The sequence below is a fragment of the Alteromonas sp. W364 genome, assembly GCF_031846205.1.
Classification (GTDB): domain Bacteria; phylum Pseudomonadota; class Gammaproteobacteria; order Enterobacterales; family Alteromonadaceae; genus Glaciecola; species Glaciecola blandensis.
The window spans coordinates 12,608-33,377 of the sequence record NZ_JAVRID010000002.1 but is presented as its reverse complement, the minus strand read 5'-3'; the positions used below and the strand labels follow the sequence as shown (position 1 = coordinate 33,377).

Here is a 20,770-nt window from a genome sequence, read left to right as displayed (position 1 = left end):
TACTGCATTAAATACCCAATCACATTATCGTTATAATATAACATTTAAAAATAAGACTGTAAAAGTAAATTATGTATACTGAGGTATTTTTACTCAGGAGCAATGGCGCTAGTTTGTGAATCATTCTCTTGCTTGAGACGATTCTCTTTTGCTAAGCGCGGAGCAGACATGAAAGATTCATTTTGGATGTTGAGGTATTCGCTCACGGAAATCAGTTCAATATCATCCGGAAGGTCATCAAGCTTCTTTTTGAGAAACTCAATAGTGACTGGATAGGGATGTGCGATACCAATCACTGATCCGTTTCGTCTCGCTTTTCTTAACATCTGCGAAAACTGCTTCTCAAGAAAAGCTTCATTCGCAAAATGATCGAGAAAAACGTGTCGAGTCGCAGAGTATACGCCGTGCTGTCTAGCTATCTGATGTGCTTTTGAAAACTTAGTTGTGCGACTGTCGATAAAGTATAAACGATTGTTGTTTAATACTTCCATTACCGCATTCATTTGTAGCGTAATTTGTGTCAATTTGCTGCCCATATGATTATTGACACCAATCGCGTGAGGCACCGACTCTAGAGCGCGCAGCATTGCCATTTCAACTTCGTCAGGATACATGCTTGCCAATATAGCTCCTTCACCTAAAGCTTCTCCATGCAGAGACTCCATTGGCATATGCAACATGACTTCTCTCCCCTGGTGGAAGGAGAATTCAGAGAATTGGGTAGAAAATGGCGTATGAGGCAGTATTGAGAAAGTCACTTTTTCAGAGAGAGCAAAAGCGTCGGCATCGGCACGTTTGTTTCCGATGTCGTCTATGATGATGGCTATCCTGGCCTTTTTCCGTGTATGTCCTGTTGTTTGACTAAGTACGTATTGCGCAACCATTGTTGCATTGGATGTCACAATCGCATTTAGTGCATTTGAAGAGTCAGCAGCGTTTGCACCACTCGACAAAAAGCAAATAACAGTCATACAAATGACTATGATTCTATTTTTTAGCACACTTCTTCTTCACTTTGTGTTTTCAGCTAACAATCCGCGCAGATTGCGACTACTCACTTTTACACAAGTTGTTTATTATTTTTATTAGTCGTTAATAGGATATCAATGCTTAGCAATAATTGCACCTACTTGAAGTTAAATATTTCACACTCACCAAATAATGATAAAAACACTTCTAAAGTATTGAAAGAATTAACTTTAACTCAGCTAGCCAAAAGGTCTTTGTTGTAGATGAAATACAGTAACGACAAAAATGAGTCGCTAAGGCAATCGCGGCTACAAAAGAACAGTCATTTTTTTGAATAATTTCAGCGAAATCAGATGACTCGGTGTATGCTAAATAAATTAAGGCATGTTGAACGAGGAAAATACAATGGCCACTCCAGAAGAAATGCTACAAACCATGATCAAAAACCTACCGGAAAAAACGGGAAAATCGTTGGAGCAATGGCTACTAGAAACCCAGAAACTCACATTTACTAAGCATGGCGAGTTCTTAAAATATCTAAAACAAGAGCATGGTGTGAGTCATGGTTTTGCCAACCTAATTGCAAGTAAAACACTCGATGCAAAAAATAGTGACCGACAGGACGATCCTTTGCTTTCCCAATATGCCGGTCCAAAAGCGGAGCTAAAACCTATCTATGATCGCTTGATAACGCACATTACTAATTTTGGCTCCGACGTGGAGATCGCCGTCAAGAAATCTTATGTTAGCCTGCGCAGAAACAAGCAGTTTGCGATTATTCAAGCCTCTACGAGAACACGCGTGGATCTTGGTTTGCAGCTCCCTGGTGTAGCAGAAACACCTCGATTAGAATCGTCAGGTAGTTTCAATCAAATGGTCACTCACAGAGTCAGAATAGAAAGTCTGGAAGATATCGACTGTGAACTAATCGATTGGCTTGAACTCTCATACGATAGAAATTAATCACTGAATCACAAAATGACTTTTGGCTCATTCAGCGGAAAGTCAGCTTTGATATTCTAGTCTAAGATTCAAGGGCTCAATAAAGAGCATGTTAATCAACGGACTGTATCGGGAAAAACTATGGCTAACTTCGCAAAAATCTCTTTTGGTATCGCTACTACAGTGTTACTGACGTACTCCTCATTAACGCTGGCGCAAACATCTTTCAGTAATGCTGATGCAAGCGCTTGGAGTAATAGTATAGCAGCCAACGCAAACCAGCTCGCGGTGCAAAAAGCAAAGGCCCTAAATGCTAAAGGTGAGTTTGAAAAGGCGACTAGTATTCTTGGCGGTGCTGACAAAACACCGGAAGTCTATGGCTCTCTCGTCATCAACTTAGCACAATATGATTTAGACGAAGCGGAAGACATCGCAAACGAGTCAATCAAGGCTTTTCCAAACAATGCACGACTGCACTATTTACGCGGTGTCGTTATGGGTAGCCAAGCACAAAGCTCAATCTTCAGCGCCTTAGGATATGCTGAGAAATCTTTGAATAGCTTTCAAAAAGCAGTTGAACTCGATCAAGAAGAAATTACATACAAACGAGCTCTGATGAGTTTTTATCTTGCTGCGCCGTCAATTGCCGGAGGTGACGAAGATCTCGGTAAAGCTCAACTAGATGCAATAAAGATGGCGGACCCACTGCAAGGTGTTTATGCTGAATATGCTTTTTTCCAAATGACAGACGAGCCAGAGAAGGCTTTGGCATTATTACAAAATTCGGTTCAAACCTATCCGCAGGAAATTAGTTTGGTATTTAGGCTCGGTGTCTATTATTCACAACAAGAAGATTACGAGAAGGCTATGCCCTATTTTATGCAAGCGTCAGAAATGCCAAGCCCAGCATTATTGCGTGACCCCGATACAGGGGACCTTGAAGCAAACTATAGGCGGAATATAGAAGCTAAACTTAGCGCACTTTATCAAGTAGGCAGAACCGCTGTTGTGACAGAAAGAAACACGGCAAAGGGAATCGCTGCCATGGGTGCTTTGCAAGCCGCAACTGAGTCAAGCCAGCTAAGTCCAGAAAGCATTCCTAATATGAATTGGGCAATGGCACGTTTAAGTGAGTTGTATATTCAAGCAGGTGATAAAAGCGCCGCTAAAGCGACGCTAGCTAGTGTTAAAGTGGGCGAAGACAAGGATTTAAAGAAACAAGTGAAGCGGCTGCAAAAAATGCTGTGAACCGCAATCCCCCCTCTAAGTCTGGCGCTGGTATCTAAAACTATTTAGCGCCATACTTACCACTCATAAGTCACATCACCCACTCCGCTTACAACTTAGTCGGCTTAAATGTTACTTGGTAGCGATAATCGCGCCACGGTAAACGGTATTTAGGTAAAGGTGGAGTACCCCAAGAGTCTGTGCCGCCAACACCCCGTTGTTTGTAATCGATATTAATGAATATCCGATCTGTTGGTGCCAGGTCGTGAGGATGCTTTCCTGACTTATCAAACTGGTCGTAGTCATTTACATCAAAACGCTGTGCACCAAACTCAAACAATGGCTCACCCAACACCTCTAAACCTACACCTGCGGAATTAACAAAACTCGCATGGCGAACATCAGTTCTAAAACCGTTTTCTTGTGGACGCACATAGCCAAAATAAAGATCATCTATCGTAGCACTATATTGACCAACAAAAGCGGATGCCTTGCGATCCCAATAACTTTCATGTGGCCCCCGACCGTACCAAGCAACTCGATCAAAATTACTCGGCATCTGAAGCAAAGAACCTAAGCGAGGTAGTTCTGAATGAAATTTATGTGGCGCAGCATAAAACCACACATCCATAGTAACCGTTCCTGCTGTCGAGACGACATAAGTAACTAAATAACGACTTTCTACCTCTTTCAAATAATGCTCTGTTGATACAGTGATGCTGCCATCGTCACGTTTTTCAAAGGACCATTGGCTTAGCTCAGTGTTTTCACCAGCATACTGCCAAGCCTTAGCTTTTTCCGGAAAGTTTTCGCCGAAGTCATTATCTGTTGGTGCTCGCCAAAACGAGGGTTTGATGGGTGCTTTTAGCAAGGATGTATCTTCGTATGCCAACTGCTCAAGCCAACCACTTTGTTTGTCAAAAGTGAATGTTGAACCTGCAGCTATCAGTGTAAGCGTCGTGGGCGTTTCTTCGACTTGCACGCTAGCCGTGTTGCTTTCCACTTCAAGTAAAGAGGCTTGATGCTGGTTTGCCCAAGGCAATTGTACTCGTCCAACACTGTGGCCTGATGGCAAACCTGGCTTAGCGTCTTTTATCACAAAATCAAGGTTAACAAAGTACTCTTTACCTAGCTCAGGCATGACAGTATGCGCCAAAGAAACCAATTGATCAGTTTGAGCTTCTGCACTTAAGTCTTTCACTTCTCCTGAGGCAACGACTTCACCATTCGCAATTATTTCCCAGTGAAGCTTGAGATCACTTAAGTCAGTAAAGAAGCGTTTGTTTGTGACCCGAATGTCACCCTTAGCGATGTCAACTGCCGATGCATCAACGTTTTGATAAACCTTTTTAACTTCATGAGCATGAGGATTAGGTGTTCGGTCTGCCGCGAGCATCCCGTTGGCACTGAAGTTACCATCGTGATACATACCAGGTAGTTCCAAATCACCACCGTAAGCCCAGTAAGTTTCACCTTGCTCGTTTTTGCGCTCGAAGGTTTGGTCGACCCAATCCCAAATAAAACCGCCCTGTAAACTTGGGTATTGCTCAATAACCTGCCAATAATCTGCCATATTCCCAACTGAATTACCCATGGCGTGCTGATATTCACATAGAATTAGAGGGCGCGTTTCACCCAATTCCGCATAATGAATCAAGGTATCGATACTGGCATACATTTGGCTGTACATGTCTGTATGCCTGCGCAATTGGGCCTGCTCGGACATGACAGGAAAAGAGGTTCGAGTTTTCAACCAATCATAAAGTGCTTCAATATTAGGACCATCACCACTTTCATTGCCAATAGACCAAATGACAACTGATGCATGATTTTTATCGCGTTCAAACATATTTTCAACACGATTGAGATACGCTGCGCGCCAATTCGGCATGTTGACCATATGTTTATCTGGATCGTAAGAATGACCTTGGTTCGCCGCACCAATACCATGAGATTCAATATTCGCCTCATCTACGACATACATGCCATATTCATCAGCAAGTTCATACCAATATGGATCGTTAGGATAGTGCGCTGTTCTTACCGCGTTGATATTGTATTGTTTGAGCAAAGCCATATCTTCGCGCATCGATTCGCGTGATAAAGCATGGCCGGTTGTTGGGTCGTGCTCGTGGCGATTTACGCCCTTGAATAAAACCGGTTTGCCATTAATCAAAACATTGCCATTTTTCAGTTCACTGGTGCGAAATCCAACGCGCTGCCAGACAACTTGAACCAGCTCTCCTTCAACCTTCTCCAAGGCTAATCTTAGCTTATAAAGATTAGGGGACTCTGCACTCCAAGGCGCTACTTGCGGAATAGTTGCAGCAAATGACAAAGATTGTGAGCTTTGGGATGGGTCAAGCGCTGAGTTACCCTGAGCGACCACTTTATTCTGTTGATCAAGCACTTGGTAAGTTAGCAATAAACCCTCTTGCTTCTGTTGGTTATCAATCTCAACATCCAGGGCTAGTTCACCGTCTAGGTAACTTCCATTCAACTCGGTATTGGCATGAAAATCTTGAATGCGCGTTTGTGGCGTTGCGTAAAGGTATACATCTCGCGTAATACCACTTAATCGCCACATATCTTGCAACTCCAAAAAGGTACCATCAGACCAACGATAAACTTCGATAGCGATCTCATTAACACCAGAATGAGTGTATTCGGTCACATCAAATTCAGACGGGCTTTTAGAGTCTTGAGCAAAACCGACATAGTTACCATTCACCCATACATAATATGCAGACTTTATGGCGCCTAAATGAAGAAACACACGTTGTTCTTGCCAATTCGCCGGAACTTCAAATGTGCGTTTGTAAGACCCTACAGGGTTATCATCCTCTGGCAATTCGCCGGCCACAGGTTGGTCGGTAAAGTCGACCCGCATATTTACATAGTTAGGAACACCATAACCCTGTAATTGCCAGTTGGCAGGTACTGGAATATCGTCCCACTGAGAAACATCATAATCAGCTTCATAAAATTTTGCTGGGCGTACATCAGGATTTTTACTGTAATGAAACTTCCACTGACCATTTAGTAATAAATGGTTAGGCTGACTCCAAGGTTCACTGACAAAATTTCCTGGATCGGCATTAAAGGCATAAAAAGAGGCCCGCATGGGTAATTTGTTTACCGCAAAGACTTCTGGATTCTGCCATTCTTTGAGTTCTTTGAGTTCTTTGAGTTCTTTCTTTTGGCTAACTTGATCGTTATTGTCTTGCATATTGTCCACCTTAAAACAACTAGATAGCGCGAGCATCAGGCTTAATAGCACGAAATATTTGATATACCTTCTAAGCATAAGATTACCCTGAAAATACTGATAACATTATATTATACTATTTATATTATAATTTGCAGAGCAATTCGTACTATCACAGCGTTCTTTCGTGGCTAAAATCAAGTCAGGGCGCAGGAGTAAGCGGTGGGGCTAAAACTAAGCATCTAAGGAAAAGGCAAAAGCCACATAGTTTGTGGCTTTTGTTTTGGACGGTACTTACTGTTCTGGTTTAGGCATAAATACTTTAAAACCGCATAAAGCAGCAATAGTCACCAAACCTACCAACAAACCAAGCCAAGGCTCAAATACGCTGAATGCCATTGCGGTGATGACCATCGCGCCACGTTCGGTAGCATCATCAACCAGTGACAACGCAAGCGTTGCACATGCAAACGCAGTTAAAATTAACGTCACTGCTAAAGCGACTGGAAGTAAGGGTTGAAGTAAGGTCACCAGTGGTAAGAAAATGAATAAGAAAGGCAGCCCAAAAGCATAGAAACTACCAATACTGTCAAATATAGAATCTACTTTCTCTCGACCTTGCGTCCAACGTTTCAAGAGTATGACCTGGATCCCAGTCCATAATACACCTTGTGTCGTAAAGAAAGGCGCTACAATTCCCATCATTACGTTACGAAGACCTGTTGCCATGTGCGCACGACTGCCATTTAATTCCAACTTCTCGTCATCACGCTGCGTTTGGGCTTGTTCAATCATTTCGTTGCCGGTAACTACATCACCGAAAAACAAAATATAGGTGATAAGAGCAAGAGGAAATGCCGCGATGAAGGTATCAACAGATGGCCAACCAATATGGAATGGCGATGCTTTATCCCACAGGGATGTTGCAGCAGCGCCCACATCCAAGATCTCCCAACGAATATTGTATACGAATTCTCCGGTGAAATAGCCGACGCTACCCGCAATAATAAAGCCTGGTAGTAATCCAAACCCTAAAATCATGGCCAGCACTTTGTTGTTTGCAGCCATAGCCTGCAATGGTTTGGAGAACGCAAAAACTAAACATACTACTACGCCCAAGGTTCCAGCAATAGGTGCTGATTGAAACACGTTCGCTGCATCACCATCTTTAGTCACTCGAAGAAACGCGGCGACAGCTGCACCAAGGATAATTCCGCCCTTGAATACATTGGGAACAACTTTGATCAGCTTTGCTCCCAAGCCGGTGACGCCTAGAAATATTAGAATAAAGGCAAAATTCAAAGAAAGTGCCGTCATGGCTTGAAATTGCGCAGTATGATCACCTAGATACGCAGGCGTAGTGATGAAGGCCACCACAAAAGGGATTGCTGGTGTCAGCCAGCCAGGAGCATAAGGGTCACCAAAAAACATCCAAGAAAATGAAATGAGTAAACTATGGAACATGGCCATTACTACGGCTTCTTCAAAACTTAGCCCCAACAAAGCCATAAAATAGGGCACTAACGCGAGACCTGTCGCACCGGCTACAGCAAGTCCCTGAAGCATATCGGCCAATGAAAAACGTAAATGAATCAAAGGAATACGTGCTGTGAATGGTCCCCACTTCAGACCAGGTTGAACTTCACCATGTTGTCGTTTCGGTAACATATTATTATTCTCGTATTTTGTTTTATTGTATTACTTGTCGCCACGAATGAGTCTAGCGCTTCATTTTAGTGCTAGGCCAGCAAGGTGTTCACGACAAAAAATAATTATCCAGATACTAATACAACATTAATTAACAAAAAGGTCTCATTTTTTTAACATATAAGAAAGTATTGGATTGAGTGATAACTATGATGGATTAAGAAAAACAATCGGGAATAGGAAACAAAGAAACAGGTGTTTGAATAACGTCGAGATTAAGGTGTAATTTGCGTCAATGAGAAACGGAACGAGGTTCCTTTGCCTAATTCACTGCTCACCTCAAGTTTTGAATCGAGCAATGCCATTAACTTTTGACAAATAGCTAAGCCTAAACCGGCGTGAATAGCACTATCTTCTTTTGAGTTGGAAGCTTGATAGCGCGCTTTGAATATATGATTTAGCTCACGCTCGCTAATACCAACACCGCTATCTTTGACCTCAATAGTTAAATATTTGTCTGCCTCAACAACATTAATATCAATATGTCCATTTTCCGGCGTGTGTCTGATAGCGTTCTCTATCAGGTTGGTGAGCACTCGCTCTAACTTTCCAATATCTGCGTGCACATAGCCATTTTGTGCAGCGGCATTAACGTTGAGTGTAATTCCTTTGTTTTGTGCATTCATTGTGAACTTTGCCGCAACATCATGTAGCAGCTCGGCTAACATGAAGCTCTCTTTCTTGAGTGTAACGTGGCCGCCCTCGAGATAGGCTAGTTCAAAAATTTGGTCAATCAAGCGTTTAAGGTTAAACAAGTTCTTTTCACAAATATCCATAAAACGTTGACGCTCATCCTCGTTAATACTGCTTCCTTTTAATGACAGAGTCTCGATATAACCTTGCAAGTTTGCTAGTGGCGTTCTTAAATCATGTGATAAATCAGCGAGCAAAATTCGTCGTTCATTGTCAGTTTGTTTAAGCTTTTTCATTTGCTCATCAATATGATTGAGCATGTCATTAAACGAAAAACCCAAACGCTGCACTTCGTTACGACTCTCATTTCGCCAAGGACGCAACTTTACACCAGAGCCATCAAGATCAAATCCGCTCGCCCTAAAGGTATCCATGTCATCACTTAATATCTTTAAAGGTGCTGTAAAAAATCGAAACAGCAGCAACAAAGCAAATAGTAAAAACAATGTCGCTGCAACAATGATCATTGCGAAAGTTTGCACTCCTTCGCTACGTTTTAGATTTTCTACTATCGAGTCATAGCGTGCGCCACCAATGATGACATACAAATATCCTTGCAACAGTTCTCCGTTATATACTGGCGCTGCAGAAAAAATCTTATGTTTGTTCTCTGACTTGGGATCATCACCTCGAACAGGTAAGGTTGGGTTTGGTTCAAGCAGGCTTAGTATTGGCGCCAAATCAATACTCTTTTTGATGACTTCGCCTTTTTTGGCCGAATACGTTTTAATATTTCCTTGGGTATCCAAAAAATAAAATTCAAAATTTGGCCCCAATATCATCAGCGTATGGAACAGATTGCCCAAGGCATCATAGTCATATACTCCGGTTTTCAATAAGGGATTATCAGAGACTAAATGTGAAGCTAGATCGAGATGTAACATCTGCTCACTTTCGTCTTTCATTGAATCTTGTAACCGGCTCGATGCCAGCACAAAAACACTCAAAATAACGAGAAAGCCAAGGACTAATGACACAGATAAGCGCTGATAAAAACAGAGTTTAGGACGCCACATCTAGCTGGCTCTCTGCTGCTGTTGGTTGTTGAACTTATAGCCGACACCCCATACCGTTTGCACATATTTAGGATCGGTTGCATCGCTTTCTACTTTTGCACGCAATCGGTTAATGTGCGAATTGACGGTGTGCTCATAACCACTGTGTTGGTATCCCCAAACAGACTCCAATAATTGAGTGCGTGAAAAAACCTGATTTGGATGTTGCATCAAATGATACAAAAGTTCGAACTCAGTGGCGGTTAAATCAAGTGACATTTCATTCTTGGTCACCTGACGAGTCTGTTGGTTAATGCGCAGTTCACCGCTGATGATAATATTGCTAGGTGAGCTAGGCTGCTGTTGATTTGCTTGCTGAATTAGATGAGCTTTTCGAATTTGTGAACGTACTCTAGCCTGCAGTTCTCTCACGCTAAATGGCTTAGTCATGTAATCATCCGCGCCCAACTCTAAGCCTAACACTCGGTCTGTTTCTGAATTTTTGGCCGTTAACATGACAATTGCTTGTTCTGGCTTTTTTTCTCTTACCTTGCGGCAAATATCCAAACCACTCATGTTAGGTAGCATCACATCGAGTAACATCAAACAAAATTCATCGCGTAATGCAATTTCGCATGCCTGAACACCATCGGCGCAGTGGGTAATTTCCAGTCCCAACTCAGCTAAATTGACTTGAATGAGAGTGGCGATATCTAAATCGTCCTCGACTACTAGTACTTTATCCGCCATCTTTCTTCCTCTCTTGCATCCCATCTATTCATAGCTGAGCTATGTTATTTACATACAGGACCGAGATTAACGAAGAAATATCTCAAAAGTATCACGAAAAAGACAAATTTTTGTGCTGCCCTATTGTAGGCAGCTGGTTTCATTTAAATCGCAGCAGCTAGTTCTGCTCCCTGGCGTATAGCACGTTTGGCATCCAATTCAGCAGCAACATCGGCACCACCAATAATGTGAACTTGCATACCAGCAGCTCTTAAACTCGCTTCAAGTTCTTTGAGCGGCTCTTGCCCAGCACACACTACGACATTGTCGACATCAAGTAGCATCGCTTTGTCATTGATAGTGATGTGCAAGCCCTCATCATCAATCTTGTTATAGCTGACGCCATTCATCATTTGAACTTTGTGATTCACCAAAGAGTTGCGATGGATCCAACCAGTGGTTTTGCCTAAACCCTTACCCACCTTGCTGGTTTTACGTTGTAGCAAAAACACCTCTCTGGGCGGCTCATGCAATTGCTTTTCAACCAATGCGCCAGGTTGACTAAATGACTTGTCTATACCCCAATGTGTTAACCATTTATCCAAATTAGTTGTTAACTGCTCTTCTTCAACTAAATATTCCGAAACGTCAAAGCCAATACCACCCGCACCAATCACAGCAACACGTTTGCCTACTGGCTTTTTGTCGCGTAACACATCGATATAACTCATTACTTTGGCATGATCATGCCCTGGAATGGTCAAGCTACGCGGTTTGATACCGGTGGCCATAACCACTTCCTTGAAGCCTTGCTCTTTCAGCAGCTCAGCATCAACACGCGTGTTCAGGTGTAATTTTACGCCGGTAATTTCTATTTTGCGTCTGTAATAGCGCAAGGTCTCGTAAAACTCTTCTTTACCAGGTACCTGTTTCGCGTAATTAAACTGCCCTCCAATTTCACTGCTTTGGTCGAATAGGTGAACTTCATGACCACGCTCAGCAGCATAGGTTGAGAATGCTAAACCCGCTGGACCGGCTCCAACGACAGCGACCTTTTTCGGCATCGCCGCTGATTTAAAAATCAGTTCAGTTTCATAGCAGGCCTGAGGGTTCACTAAACAGCTCGCCCGTTTTTGCTCGAAAGCATGGTCAAGACAAGCTTGATTACAAGCAATGCAGGTATTAATTTGGTCCGACTGATTCCTGCTAGCCTTCGCAACAAAGTCTGGGTCAGCTAGGAAAGGACGAGCCATCGATACCATATCAGCGTGACCTTCAGCCAAGACCGATTCAGCCACTTCGGGCGTATTGATCCGATTGGTTGTGATCAAGGGAAGTGACACTTCTGCTTTCATCCGCTTGGTTATCCAAGTAAATGCCGCTCTGGGGACCGACGTTGAAATAGTCGGCACGCGAGCTTCGTGCCAGCCAATCCCTGTATTGATAAGGGTAGCACCCGCCTTTTCAATCTCTTTGGCAAGGTAAACGACTTCTTCCCAAGGCGCGCCTCCCTCAACTAAATCGAGCATCGATAAGCGGTAGATGATAATAAAGTTAGGTCCTACACGCTTTCGGGTTTGACGCACCACTTCAATAGCTAATCGAGCTCGGTTTTCTAAACTTCCGCCCCATTCATCGGTACGAAAGTTTGTTCGTTCACAAAAGAATTGATTGATCAAATAACCTTCTGAACCCATTATTTCAACGCCATCATAACCTGCACTTTTGGCATAATTAGCGCATTCAGCATAGTCTTTAATCGTGCTTCGAATACCTCGAGCAGATAGCGCTCTTGGCTTGAATGGAGAAATCGGTGCTTTCACTGGTGAAGCTGATACTGCTAGTGGGTGATAACCGTAGCGACCAGAGTGCAAGATTTGCATACAGATTTTGCCACCTTCTGCGTGCACAGCATCGGTAATCACTTTATGTTTTTTTGCATGGCGATTGCTGGTCATTCTGCCAGCAAATGGGGCGACCCAACCGGCTCGATTCGGTGCAATGCCGCCTGTGACAATCAGACCAACACCACCCTTTGCGCGCGCAGCATAAAACGCGGCCAACTTGTCAAAACCGCCTTTTTCTTCTTCCAAGCCTAAGTGCATCGAGCCCATAAGCGTGCGATTTTTTAGCGTCGTAAAACCTAAATCTAAAGGTGTTAACAAGTGAGGAAAAGCCACCGTGTCTGTCATTTTTTGTCCTTTTTTCTTAGCAGGTTATTGCGCTTCGAGTAATTACGCAAGCTCTGCGATACTACTCACACATAATTCCGAATATTGTTTATACTATTTAAATAGGTACAAAGAGCAATTCCTTCAACGAGTAGAGTAGATTAACTTCATATGACTACAGAGAATAACACTGACTCCATCCTTACAGAGCTGCTCAAAACCACACAGGTTCGCAAGCTTGAAAGCTTACAAGCTTTGTGGAGTGGCTATGGTGAAATTGCTCGCTATCTTGATATTGATAATGACCGTAGCTTTATTGTCAAAACTGTCGATCCTACAAACAAACAAAAGCACCCTCGTAACTGGAACAGCAACAAATCTCATCAACGCAAACTATCGTCTTATCACAATGAGCGGCTTTTTTATCAAAACTATGCCCACCTAACAGATGCTTTTTGCCGTGTGCCAAAGTGTATTGCAACTCGCAGCAACGAAGATGAAGGTAGCTCTCTCAGTTGGTTAGTCATGGACGACTTAGATGCTTTAGGATTCTCTGCTAGAAGCTCGAACCCAAACATACAACTCGTCAAACTCGGACTGCGTTGGTTGGCATACTTTCACGCGAAGTTTTTGCAGAAAGAGTGCGATAAACTATGGTCCATAGGCACTTACTGGCACCTTTCAACTCGCCCGGACGAATGGCAGAAGATGCCCCCAAGCGAGTTAAAATTAAAAGCGGCTCAAATTAATGTAAAGCTAAACCATGCACAATATCAAACCTTAGTGCATGGAGACGCAAAGGTAGCAAACTTTTGCTTTAATGAAACGGGTACCGATTTAGCCGCAGTCGATTTTCAGTATGTTGGTAAAGGCGTTGGCATTAAAGATGTCATCTACTTTCTAGGCAGTTGTTTATCTGACTCTTCTCTGCACAAAGATGCCGACAAGCTGATTCACTATTATTTTGAGTTGCTTAGACATGCAGCCGCAGCCTATGCTTGCGATCTTGATATTGAGTTAGTCATAAAAGAGTGGGCTAGCCTTGCCACTTTTGCTTGGGCTGACTTTGAGCGATTTTTAGTAGGGTGGGCACCTGATCATATAAAATTGAATAGCTTTTCAAATGAACAAACTGCAATTGCACTCAGGCAAATCGAGCAATAATCTACGCTGCGAGAAAGATAAGTTGATTAGGCAATTTTTGGTAGCACAATCGCCGTGAGTTCAGACCACAATTTCATTGTTTTTGCTATTTCTAATTGCTCATCTAAGATAGCACTTAAGTGGCTTTCCGTCGTCAAAGGATTGGCTAGGACGACTCTGAAAACAGTGGTTGTTTCACCCTGATATTTGGCTATTTCAATTCTCGTTCTCGACACGAATGATCTACCCGCTTCACGTTGTTGCTTCTGCACTCGAACGGTCAAACTATCTAGTTTCTTGTTGATACTGCTGGCTTCATCGCACGGCATATCTTCTAGTTTAGCTAAAGCTGAAGGTCGCAAACGATAGGTCAGCAAAGATAAAATAGGTGCGGTCATCAATTCAAAGTCAGGATGAGCATCAATCATTGCAGCAAAGGTTTTGGCTTGCTCAATGCTTTTATCGATAAGTAATTCGTATCCACGACGGCCAAAAATATGTAGTGATGAATAAACCATCATGGCCATACCGTTACGAGAGCCCTCTAAGGTTGTTGCTCCTAAATCCTTTGAACCTTGACGTAAAATATATTGGGCATGATGGCGTACAGCGTTGCTATGTCGGGGGTCTTTAAATAAAGCCATGCCAGCACCCATTGGTACATACATCTGCTTATGTGCATCAATCGTAACTGAATCTGCTTTTTCGATACCAGCTAACTTGCTTCTATAGGCCTCAGAAAATAGAGTCGCTCCGCCCCAGGCCGCATCAACATGGAACCAGCAGCCCAACTCTTTCGCAACATCTGCAAGTTCGTCGAGAGGGTCAACGTGCCCTGTTTCAGTGGTACCTGCAACGCCCACAATAGCGAGTAACTTATTACCTTGCTCCTGATAAGCTTTACCAACAGCAAGCGCTTTCTCCGCTTCTAACTGCTGTGAAGGACTGTGAACAGTAAGCATATTGTCACGACCAATACCTAAGATGTCTACTGTTTTAGACAATGAATAATGGCCTCGATTAGAAGACATAATACCAATATTCTCATAGCCATAATGGCGATAAGCTGCCGCTAGACCTGCTTTTGCAACACCTGGAAATTTGCCATCGGGCCCCAATAACTGATTCCGTGCAACCCAAAGTGCGGTGATATTGGCAATCGTGCCGCCCGAGCAAAACGCGCCTAATGAATGATTTGCGTTATGTAGGTATTCTTCGTAGAACGCATCGTTTTGTTGATAGATGAGGTTATGCATCATCCCCAAGGTTTGGCGCTCAAGAGGGGTAAAGGCTTTTGACGTCTCTATCTTTACTAAGTTTTGGTTCAAACCAACTAAGAGCTTTGCTAGCGATAAATGGAAATAAGGTAAGGCTGATGTCATATGCCCAATGAATGTAGGCGCATAAGTATTGACTGAGTGAGCAACAAGCTTGTCGAGCAGCGCTTCGGCATGCTCAGAGACAAACTCTGGACTGTCAGGAACAGCAGCGCTGAAGAAGTCTTTTTCGATTTCTTCTAGGGAGGTCTTTTTGGTGACCACATGCTGTGAAAGAAAGTCTGAGATATTATCAGACAGATGTCTTTCAATTTTAGCCAGGGTTGAATCAGTATGTTCAGGTTTGGTAAAAACCCTGAACAGATGATCTAAGCTGACTTCTGCCTTTGACAAAATGTAACCTTAACTGAAAACTTTGAAACGCGAACTGTAACTCACTTCTACGCTAATACCAAGATAGTGGATGTGTGAAACGATAAAAATAAAGACCCATAGCACAAGTTTGCCGCTAAATAGTATGAAATTTCATCAGTTTTATCTATAAGACTAAAGACTTCCCGTTAGGAGCTGATATATAGTGAAGAATACGAACATTTTTTAGACAGCTAATAGGCAAGTAAATGGCAAGCGCGCACTGCACGACCGAACTGGGAAACCACCTTAACAAGGGCATTGAATCACAATTCAAGATGGAGCGCGTGATCCCCTATTTCCAGCCAATTATGAACCTATTGAATAATCGTGTATGGCGCTATGAGTGCTTGGCCCGATTACTCGGTGACAGCGAGCATATATTTCTGCCTAGCGATTTTTTGAATCTAGTCGAAAAGAAAAATATGAACGCAGATCTCACTCATCATATCTATGAAGAAAGCCGTCGCTACTGTGCCCAGAGAAACATGCCATGGAGTATTAATCTTTCCGATAGCGATCTAGATGATGAGAGCCTTGTGGCATGGCTAATCCATCAACATGAAAACTCTAAGAGCACGTTGTTTGGAATAGAAATTTCACATGCATGCTTGCAAAGCCACCTTCCGGTATTAACGTTGCTCCGCCAAAAATGTCCGAACTTAGCAATCTCTGTAGATGATGTGGCTTTCCTATCACCAGCGCTCGAACGCGCCTTGTCTCTTAAATTAACCGCTGTAAAGCTGAGCGGTAATTTGGTAAAAGACGAATCACTCGACAAAGAGCAACTCAGAAATTTGATTGCGTCTTGTAAGTCAACAAAAACAAAAGTGGTTGCGGAGCATATAGAGAGTCAAGCAACCTTGGATACGGTAACTTCATTCGGCATTGAATTTGGTCAGGGCTACTTCTTATCTTCGCCAGCTGCTAGCGTATAAAGCTGCCAACATGGCTGACCCGAGCCTGAGTACTTTCTTTCAAACGGCGTGATTGGGCTGCCTGAAACCGCTTCTATGACGCTATCGATATTGTATACGCTCAAGGCTTGTTGAAACTCCTGCAGGTAAACTAACCAGTTGCTCCTCACTTCAATCGTTTGCCCACATGCCAGCATACTGGCAAAAGCTGGGCTTGCATGCCAACGTTTCTGGACCTGCGATTTTTTAGGATAAGGATTAGGGTAATACAAACACTGACGCACAATCGACCAGCGATTATGTTTTAGTGCTTCTGCGAATAGGCGCCAAAAATCATTCAAGTCGGCTTGGAACACACGCACGTTAGCTGGAGAGTCAAGATTCTCTGTATCGCCAGTATGCTTTGCATAGTGTTGATGCTTGTCCAATCGAGCACTAGACTTATCAATCCCTATTATCCGAGCGTTCGGATACTGTTTCGCTAGCACTAAACTGCTTTCGCCCACACCACAACAAGCGTCGATTATCACATCACCACGGTAACCTTCCAACCACGCAAGTACAGATTCGAAAGCCTTTTTCGTGTGCTCTGCAATAGGCTTTTGAAATGCAGAGAGGCGATACTTCTCGACTAATTCGAGAAGATTTTCATGCACGCCAAGCTGATTGCTTGAAATTTCCCGTGGCTTTGATTCCATTAAGCGCGTATGCCTGTGCCTTTCGATAACAAGCGATAGGCGATAGCGAATAACACAACATTTGACACCAACAATATCACTAATGCAGTCACATAATTCACATCGGCTTGCCCAAGGAAGCCGTAACGGAAACCATTTACCATGTAGAAAATAGGATTGAGCTGAATTACACTTTGCCAAAACTCATTGAATACTGCTTGCAGCATCGACACAGAGTAGAAAACCCCACCCAAATAGGTCAAAGGAGTCAGCACAAAAGTAGGAATAATACTGATGTCATCAAAGCTTTTAGCATAGATACCATTAATTAAACCTGCCGTGGCAAATAGCACTGAGGTAAGCAAAAGCGTTACGATGAGCACACCGAAATGGGCAATTTCGATATCAATGAATAACATTGATACAAGCGTCACAATCACACCAATGATTGCAGCACGAGCGACACCGCCACCGACAAAGCCCATGATAATGACCCATGTTGGTACTGGCGCAACAAGCAACTCTTCCACATTGCGTTGAAACTTAGCACTGAAAAATGACGATGACACATTAGAATATGAATTAGTAATCACCGCCATCATGATAAGACCAGGTACGATAAATTCCATGTAGCTAAAATCACCGTCGAGCGTGATCCGACTGCCAATCATTTTACCGAAAATGACAAAGTACAAAGACATCGTGATAGCAGGCGGTACTAATGTTTGTACCCAGATTCTTAAAAAACGTGTGCACTCTTTTATCCAGATAGTGGAGAGTGCTGTTAAATTACGATTACTCATCAGCCTCTCCTTTTGCTTGATTCGCTTCGACTAATCGAACAAACAGTTCCTCTAGTCGGTTGGATTTATTTCGCATACTCATCACTTGAATTTCTTGTTTTGATAGTTCTTCAAAAACGGGGTTTAAACCGCTGGTTTTTGGCACATCCACTTCCAAGGTTTGATCGTCACTTGCTCTTGACTCAAAGCCTTCGATTTGGACTTTACTTGCACCTGAGGCAAGGTCAAACACAAAGGTTTCGACATTTAATGTGGCGAGCAAAGCTTTCATACTGGTGTTTTCAACAATTTTTCCTTTGTCGATAATGGCAATATTGCGGCAAAGCATCTCAGCTTCTTCAAGATAGTGAGTAGTCAGAATTATCGTAATACCTTGCTCATTAATCTCTTTCAAAAACTTCCACATTGAACGGCGAACTTCAATATCGACGCCCGCTGTCGGTTCGTCCAGAATCAGCATTTTCGGCTCATGCATTAAGGCACGAGCAATCATCAAACGACGCTTCATTCCGCCCGACAATTCACGACCCGCGGCATTTCGCTTATCCCAAAGGTCAAGCTGCTTTAGGTACTTTTCAGCTCGCTCTTTTGCTAGCGCTCTAGGAACGCCATAATAACCGGCTTGATTCACCACAATTTGGAAAAGAGTTTCGAACTGATTAAAATTAAATTCTTGAGGTACTAAGCCAATGCAACTTTTAGCATTGACAATATCAGTCGCCAAATCGTGTTCAAAAATTTCAACACTACCTTCAGATTTATTCACCAATGAACTGATGATCCCGATGGTGGTAGATTTACCTGCGCCATTCGGCCCAAGCAAGGCGAAGAAGTCACCCTCTTCTACACTTAAATCAATGCCTTTGAGTGCCTGGACGCCACCTTTATAAGTTTTAGCCAAGCCTTTAATGTCTAATGCTTTCATTCTGCCTCTCGAGCAATTATCAAATTATTATCGTTTTTATTAGCGTAACTGCTGATATTTCGGTTTTATCGGTGTTCGTACGAACAAACAACTAGATGTGATTTGCTGATGATCTATTATGCCAAATTTTTGGCTAAAAAGTGAATGCAATTGTGCATAAGCTAGAATGCACTTGTTATTCTCAACTGTTCCTTTATATTCAAATGACCAGAGACAAGCACTAATGTTGATGGCTAAACTTTAGTGCTAATGCACTAAACGAAAACGAAATAAAACGGATTTTAAGGATACTTCCCTATGGACAGAACGTTTCAAGTCTTATTACTCATTACTATTTGCTTAGTCGGCTTACCTGCTTGCAAAGTCACCACCAACCAAAAAAGTGAATGCAATGATGATTATACCTACGCTTGCTTACTCACCAAATCTAATAGTTACTTAAGCAATGACTTAAGCCAACAACTTAGTCTATTGGATAGGTACTCAGATTCCGATGCGAGCAGCAAAATAGAGAGATACGAAAGTGCAAAACCATCTACAGGATTCGAAGATGCTTTTCTTGCATTTCGATTGAGTCAGCTCTACTTTTTAGATAAAGATACTTATCAAGAGGCCTTAAACAAAGCCGAGTATGCTGTAGCCCAAAAGAAACTGAATGCTGGCCATCAAAAATTTGCATTAAAACTTGTTTACGATATTTCTGTTGCCCTACAACTGCGCGAAAAAGCCTTGGCTGCAAAGCAAGAGTACCATCGCTTTATGGGAATACCTTTCACTTCGAAAGATGAACAGCTCGTGTCTATCGACGTTCAGCGAGGACATCCGGAAAGAAAAGACCTTCGTTTTCCGCCTCAATATCCTTTAGAGGCCTCACGCGAACGTATTGAAGGGCATGTTGTGATGTTATTTGATCTCAATGAAGACGGCACAACAGGTAATATAAGAGTCATTGATAGCTTCCCTGAAGGCGTTTTTGATAGTGCCGGAATTAAGGCACTAGAGAGATGGGTTTATTATCCTGAAAACCGTCCTGCTGATAAAAAAAACCAAATGACAGATCTTAAAGTGCGTTTGGATTGGAAACTCGACAACTAATGCCGAGTTTCCTATTGCTTAGTCGTTATTAAGAGCCACTAATTCAGTGTCTAGCGTTTGCAACTCTTGCAGCAGTGGCTCTATTTCATTTTGAAGCATGTGCTTTTTCAGCCAAAACCCGCCAAAGGTCATCAGGCCAAGCAAAGCAAAATAGGCCATTAGGTAAATACTGGGGGCCCAAGTTCCTAACAGACTAAACTGCAAACCCCAGAAAAAAGACAGCCCAATGATGATGGCGGGTAGAAATGACCATATAGGTGATTTTTTCCAAAAATGTAATTGCAAGGTCAGTCTTCCAATTTCACTTTTTACTCTGTCACTTAGCGACCAACTTAAGGTTTCATCTGGCTTAATTGATCGCCAAAGCTTGATAGGAGTGGTAATGCAGTAGATTGCCATCAGAACAAAACTGAATATCATCAGATTATTTACTTTCCCCGTTCCACTAATATGTTCGTTTAAAGAAAACTCGAATAATGTTTTTGCCATTAACCAATCACCAAACACCATCATCGCAATCACAAACAAGAAAGCCAGAATCGAAACAGTGGTCTCGATGATGAAGTTTCGCTTTACGTTTCGATAATAAATTTGAGTATTGCTTGTTGCGCTCATGATTTGATTTTGAATGTCTATAGAAGATTGCGCAGAGAATGAAGAGTAACTCCGCCAGATCTGGAGAAAAATCTCCTGTTCTAAATCATTATTTTCTCTACCAAATGAATAGTTTCTGGCTAAGCGTTTAATCTTATTTGCATTTTTTTCAATTAAACGCCGAAAGTCTTCTGTCATGATTATCTTGTATTGGGTTTATTAGATTAGTCGTTTGCTAACAGTGATAGTTACATAGCAAAGCCAACATTCCTAACTTGAAGGGGAAA

General features: G+C 42.5%; 16 protein-coding genes. 5 read left to right on the top strand and 11 right to left on the bottom strand.

Going from position 1 to position 20,770, the window contains the following annotated elements; translation table 11 throughout:
- Window positions 1–89: 89 nt before the first annotated feature.
- Window positions 90–1,001, bottom strand: coding sequence for a divergent polysaccharide deacetylase family protein (locus RM556_RS03025; protein WP_311373809.1), 912 nt, complete (start codon window positions 999–1,001; stop codon window positions 90–92).
- 373 nt (window positions 1,002–1,374) lie between these two features.
- Between RM556_RS03025 and RM556_RS03020 the strand changes: the two genes are divergently transcribed.
- Complete coding sequence (locus RM556_RS03020; protein WP_311373808.1) at window positions 1,375–1,932, top strand: DUF5655 domain-containing protein; 558 nt, start codon at window positions 1,375–1,377, stop codon at window positions 1,930–1,932.
- A 120-nt stretch (window positions 1,933–2,052) separates the two neighbouring features.
- Window positions 2,053–3,159, top strand: coding sequence for a hypothetical protein (locus tag RM556_RS03015; protein WP_311373807.1), 1,107 nt, complete (start codon window positions 2,053–2,055; stop codon window positions 3,157–3,159).
- A gap of 88 nt (window positions 3,160–3,247) precedes the next feature.
- Here the strand turns inward: RM556_RS03015 and RM556_RS03010 are convergent, their stop codons facing one another.
- From RM556_RS03010 to RM556_RS02990, 5 genes are all read right to left on the bottom strand, one after another.
- The gene (locus tag RM556_RS03010) at window positions 3,248–6,367 is read right to left on the bottom strand and encodes a glycoside hydrolase family 2 TIM barrel-domain containing protein (protein ID WP_311373806.1); all 3,120 of its coding nucleotides are present in this window, start codon (window positions 6,365–6,367) and stop codon (window positions 3,248–3,250) included.
- Between the two features lie 273 nt (window positions 6,368–6,640).
- Window positions 6,641–8,014: a xanthine permease gene (locus RM556_RS03005; protein WP_311361773.1), complete on the bottom strand. Its 1,374-nt coding sequence runs from the start codon at window positions 8,012–8,014 to the stop codon at window positions 6,641–6,643.
- Window positions 8,015–8,268: 254 nt separating this feature from the next.
- Window positions 8,269–9,762, bottom strand: a complete 1,494-nt coding sequence (locus RM556_RS03000) for a HAMP domain-containing sensor histidine kinase (protein WP_311361772.1) — start codon at window positions 9,760–9,762, stop codon at window positions 8,269–8,271.
- Window positions 9,763–10,491, bottom strand: coding sequence for a response regulator transcription factor (locus RM556_RS02995; RefSeq protein ID WP_311373805.1), 729 nt, complete (start codon window positions 10,489–10,491; stop codon window positions 9,763–9,765).
- 143 nt (window positions 10,492–10,634) lie between these two features.
- Complete coding sequence (locus tag RM556_RS02990) at window positions 10,635–12,662, bottom strand: NADPH-dependent 2,4-dienoyl-CoA reductase (RefSeq protein ID WP_311361770.1); 2,028 nt, start codon at window positions 12,660–12,662, stop codon at window positions 10,635–10,637.
- A gap of 150 nt (window positions 12,663–12,812) precedes the next feature.
- Between RM556_RS02990 and RM556_RS02985 the strand changes: the two genes are divergently transcribed.
- Window positions 12,813–13,805, top strand: a complete 993-nt coding sequence (locus RM556_RS02985; RefSeq protein WP_311373804.1) for a phosphotransferase — start codon at window positions 12,813–12,815, stop codon at window positions 13,803–13,805.
- Window positions 13,806–13,831: 26 nt separating this feature from the next.
- On the opposite strand, the gene panP is transcribed toward RM556_RS02985, so the two are convergent.
- Window positions 13,832–15,454, bottom strand: a complete 1,623-nt coding sequence (panP, locus tag RM556_RS02980) for a pyridoxal-dependent aspartate 1-decarboxylase PanP (protein ID WP_311373803.1) — start codon at window positions 15,452–15,454, stop codon at window positions 13,832–13,834.
- A 227-nt stretch (window positions 15,455–15,681) separates the two neighbouring features.
- On the opposite strand from panP, the gene RM556_RS02975 reads away from it, so the two are divergent.
- Window positions 15,682–16,410, top strand: a complete 729-nt coding sequence (locus tag RM556_RS02975) for an EAL domain-containing protein (protein ID WP_311373802.1) — start codon at window positions 15,682–15,684, stop codon at window positions 16,408–16,410.
- Here the strand turns inward: RM556_RS02975 and RM556_RS02970 are convergent.
- Genes RM556_RS02970 through RM556_RS02960 form a run of 3 tightly spaced genes read right to left on the bottom strand, consistent with a single transcriptional unit; the run spans window position 16,377 to window position 18,794 of the window.
- A complete protein-coding gene (locus RM556_RS02970) occupies window positions 16,377–17,087 on the bottom strand; it encodes a methyltransferase domain-containing protein (RefSeq protein WP_311361766.1) in 711 nt (236 codons plus the stop codon). The genes RM556_RS02975 and RM556_RS02970 overlap by 34 nt on opposite strands.
- Entirely contained in the window at window positions 17,087–17,869 is a 783-nt protein-coding gene (locus RM556_RS02965; protein WP_311373801.1) for an ABC transporter permease, read from the bottom strand. The genes RM556_RS02970 and RM556_RS02965 overlap by 1 nt, the downstream gene beginning before the upstream one ends.
- Window positions 17,862–18,794, bottom strand: coding sequence for an ABC transporter ATP-binding protein (locus RM556_RS02960; RefSeq protein WP_311361764.1), 933 nt, complete (start codon window positions 18,792–18,794; stop codon window positions 17,862–17,864). Before RM556_RS02960 ends, RM556_RS02965 begins: the two co-directional genes overlap by 8 nt.
- A 297-nt stretch (window positions 18,795–19,091) precedes the next feature.
- Here RM556_RS02960 and RM556_RS02955 point away from each other — a divergent pair, with 297 nt between their 5' ends.
- The gene (locus tag RM556_RS02955) at window positions 19,092–19,889 is read left to right on the top strand and encodes an energy transducer TonB (protein WP_311361763.1); all 798 of its coding nucleotides are present in this window, start codon (window positions 19,092–19,094) and stop codon (window positions 19,887–19,889) included.
- Window positions 19,890–19,907: 18 nt separating this feature from the next.
- Here the strand turns inward: RM556_RS02955 and RM556_RS02950 are convergent, their stop codons facing one another.
- Complete coding sequence (locus tag RM556_RS02950; protein WP_311373800.1) at window positions 19,908–20,681, bottom strand: hypothetical protein; 774 nt, start codon at window positions 20,679–20,681, stop codon at window positions 19,908–19,910.
- Window positions 20,682–20,770 lie beyond the last annotated feature (89 nt).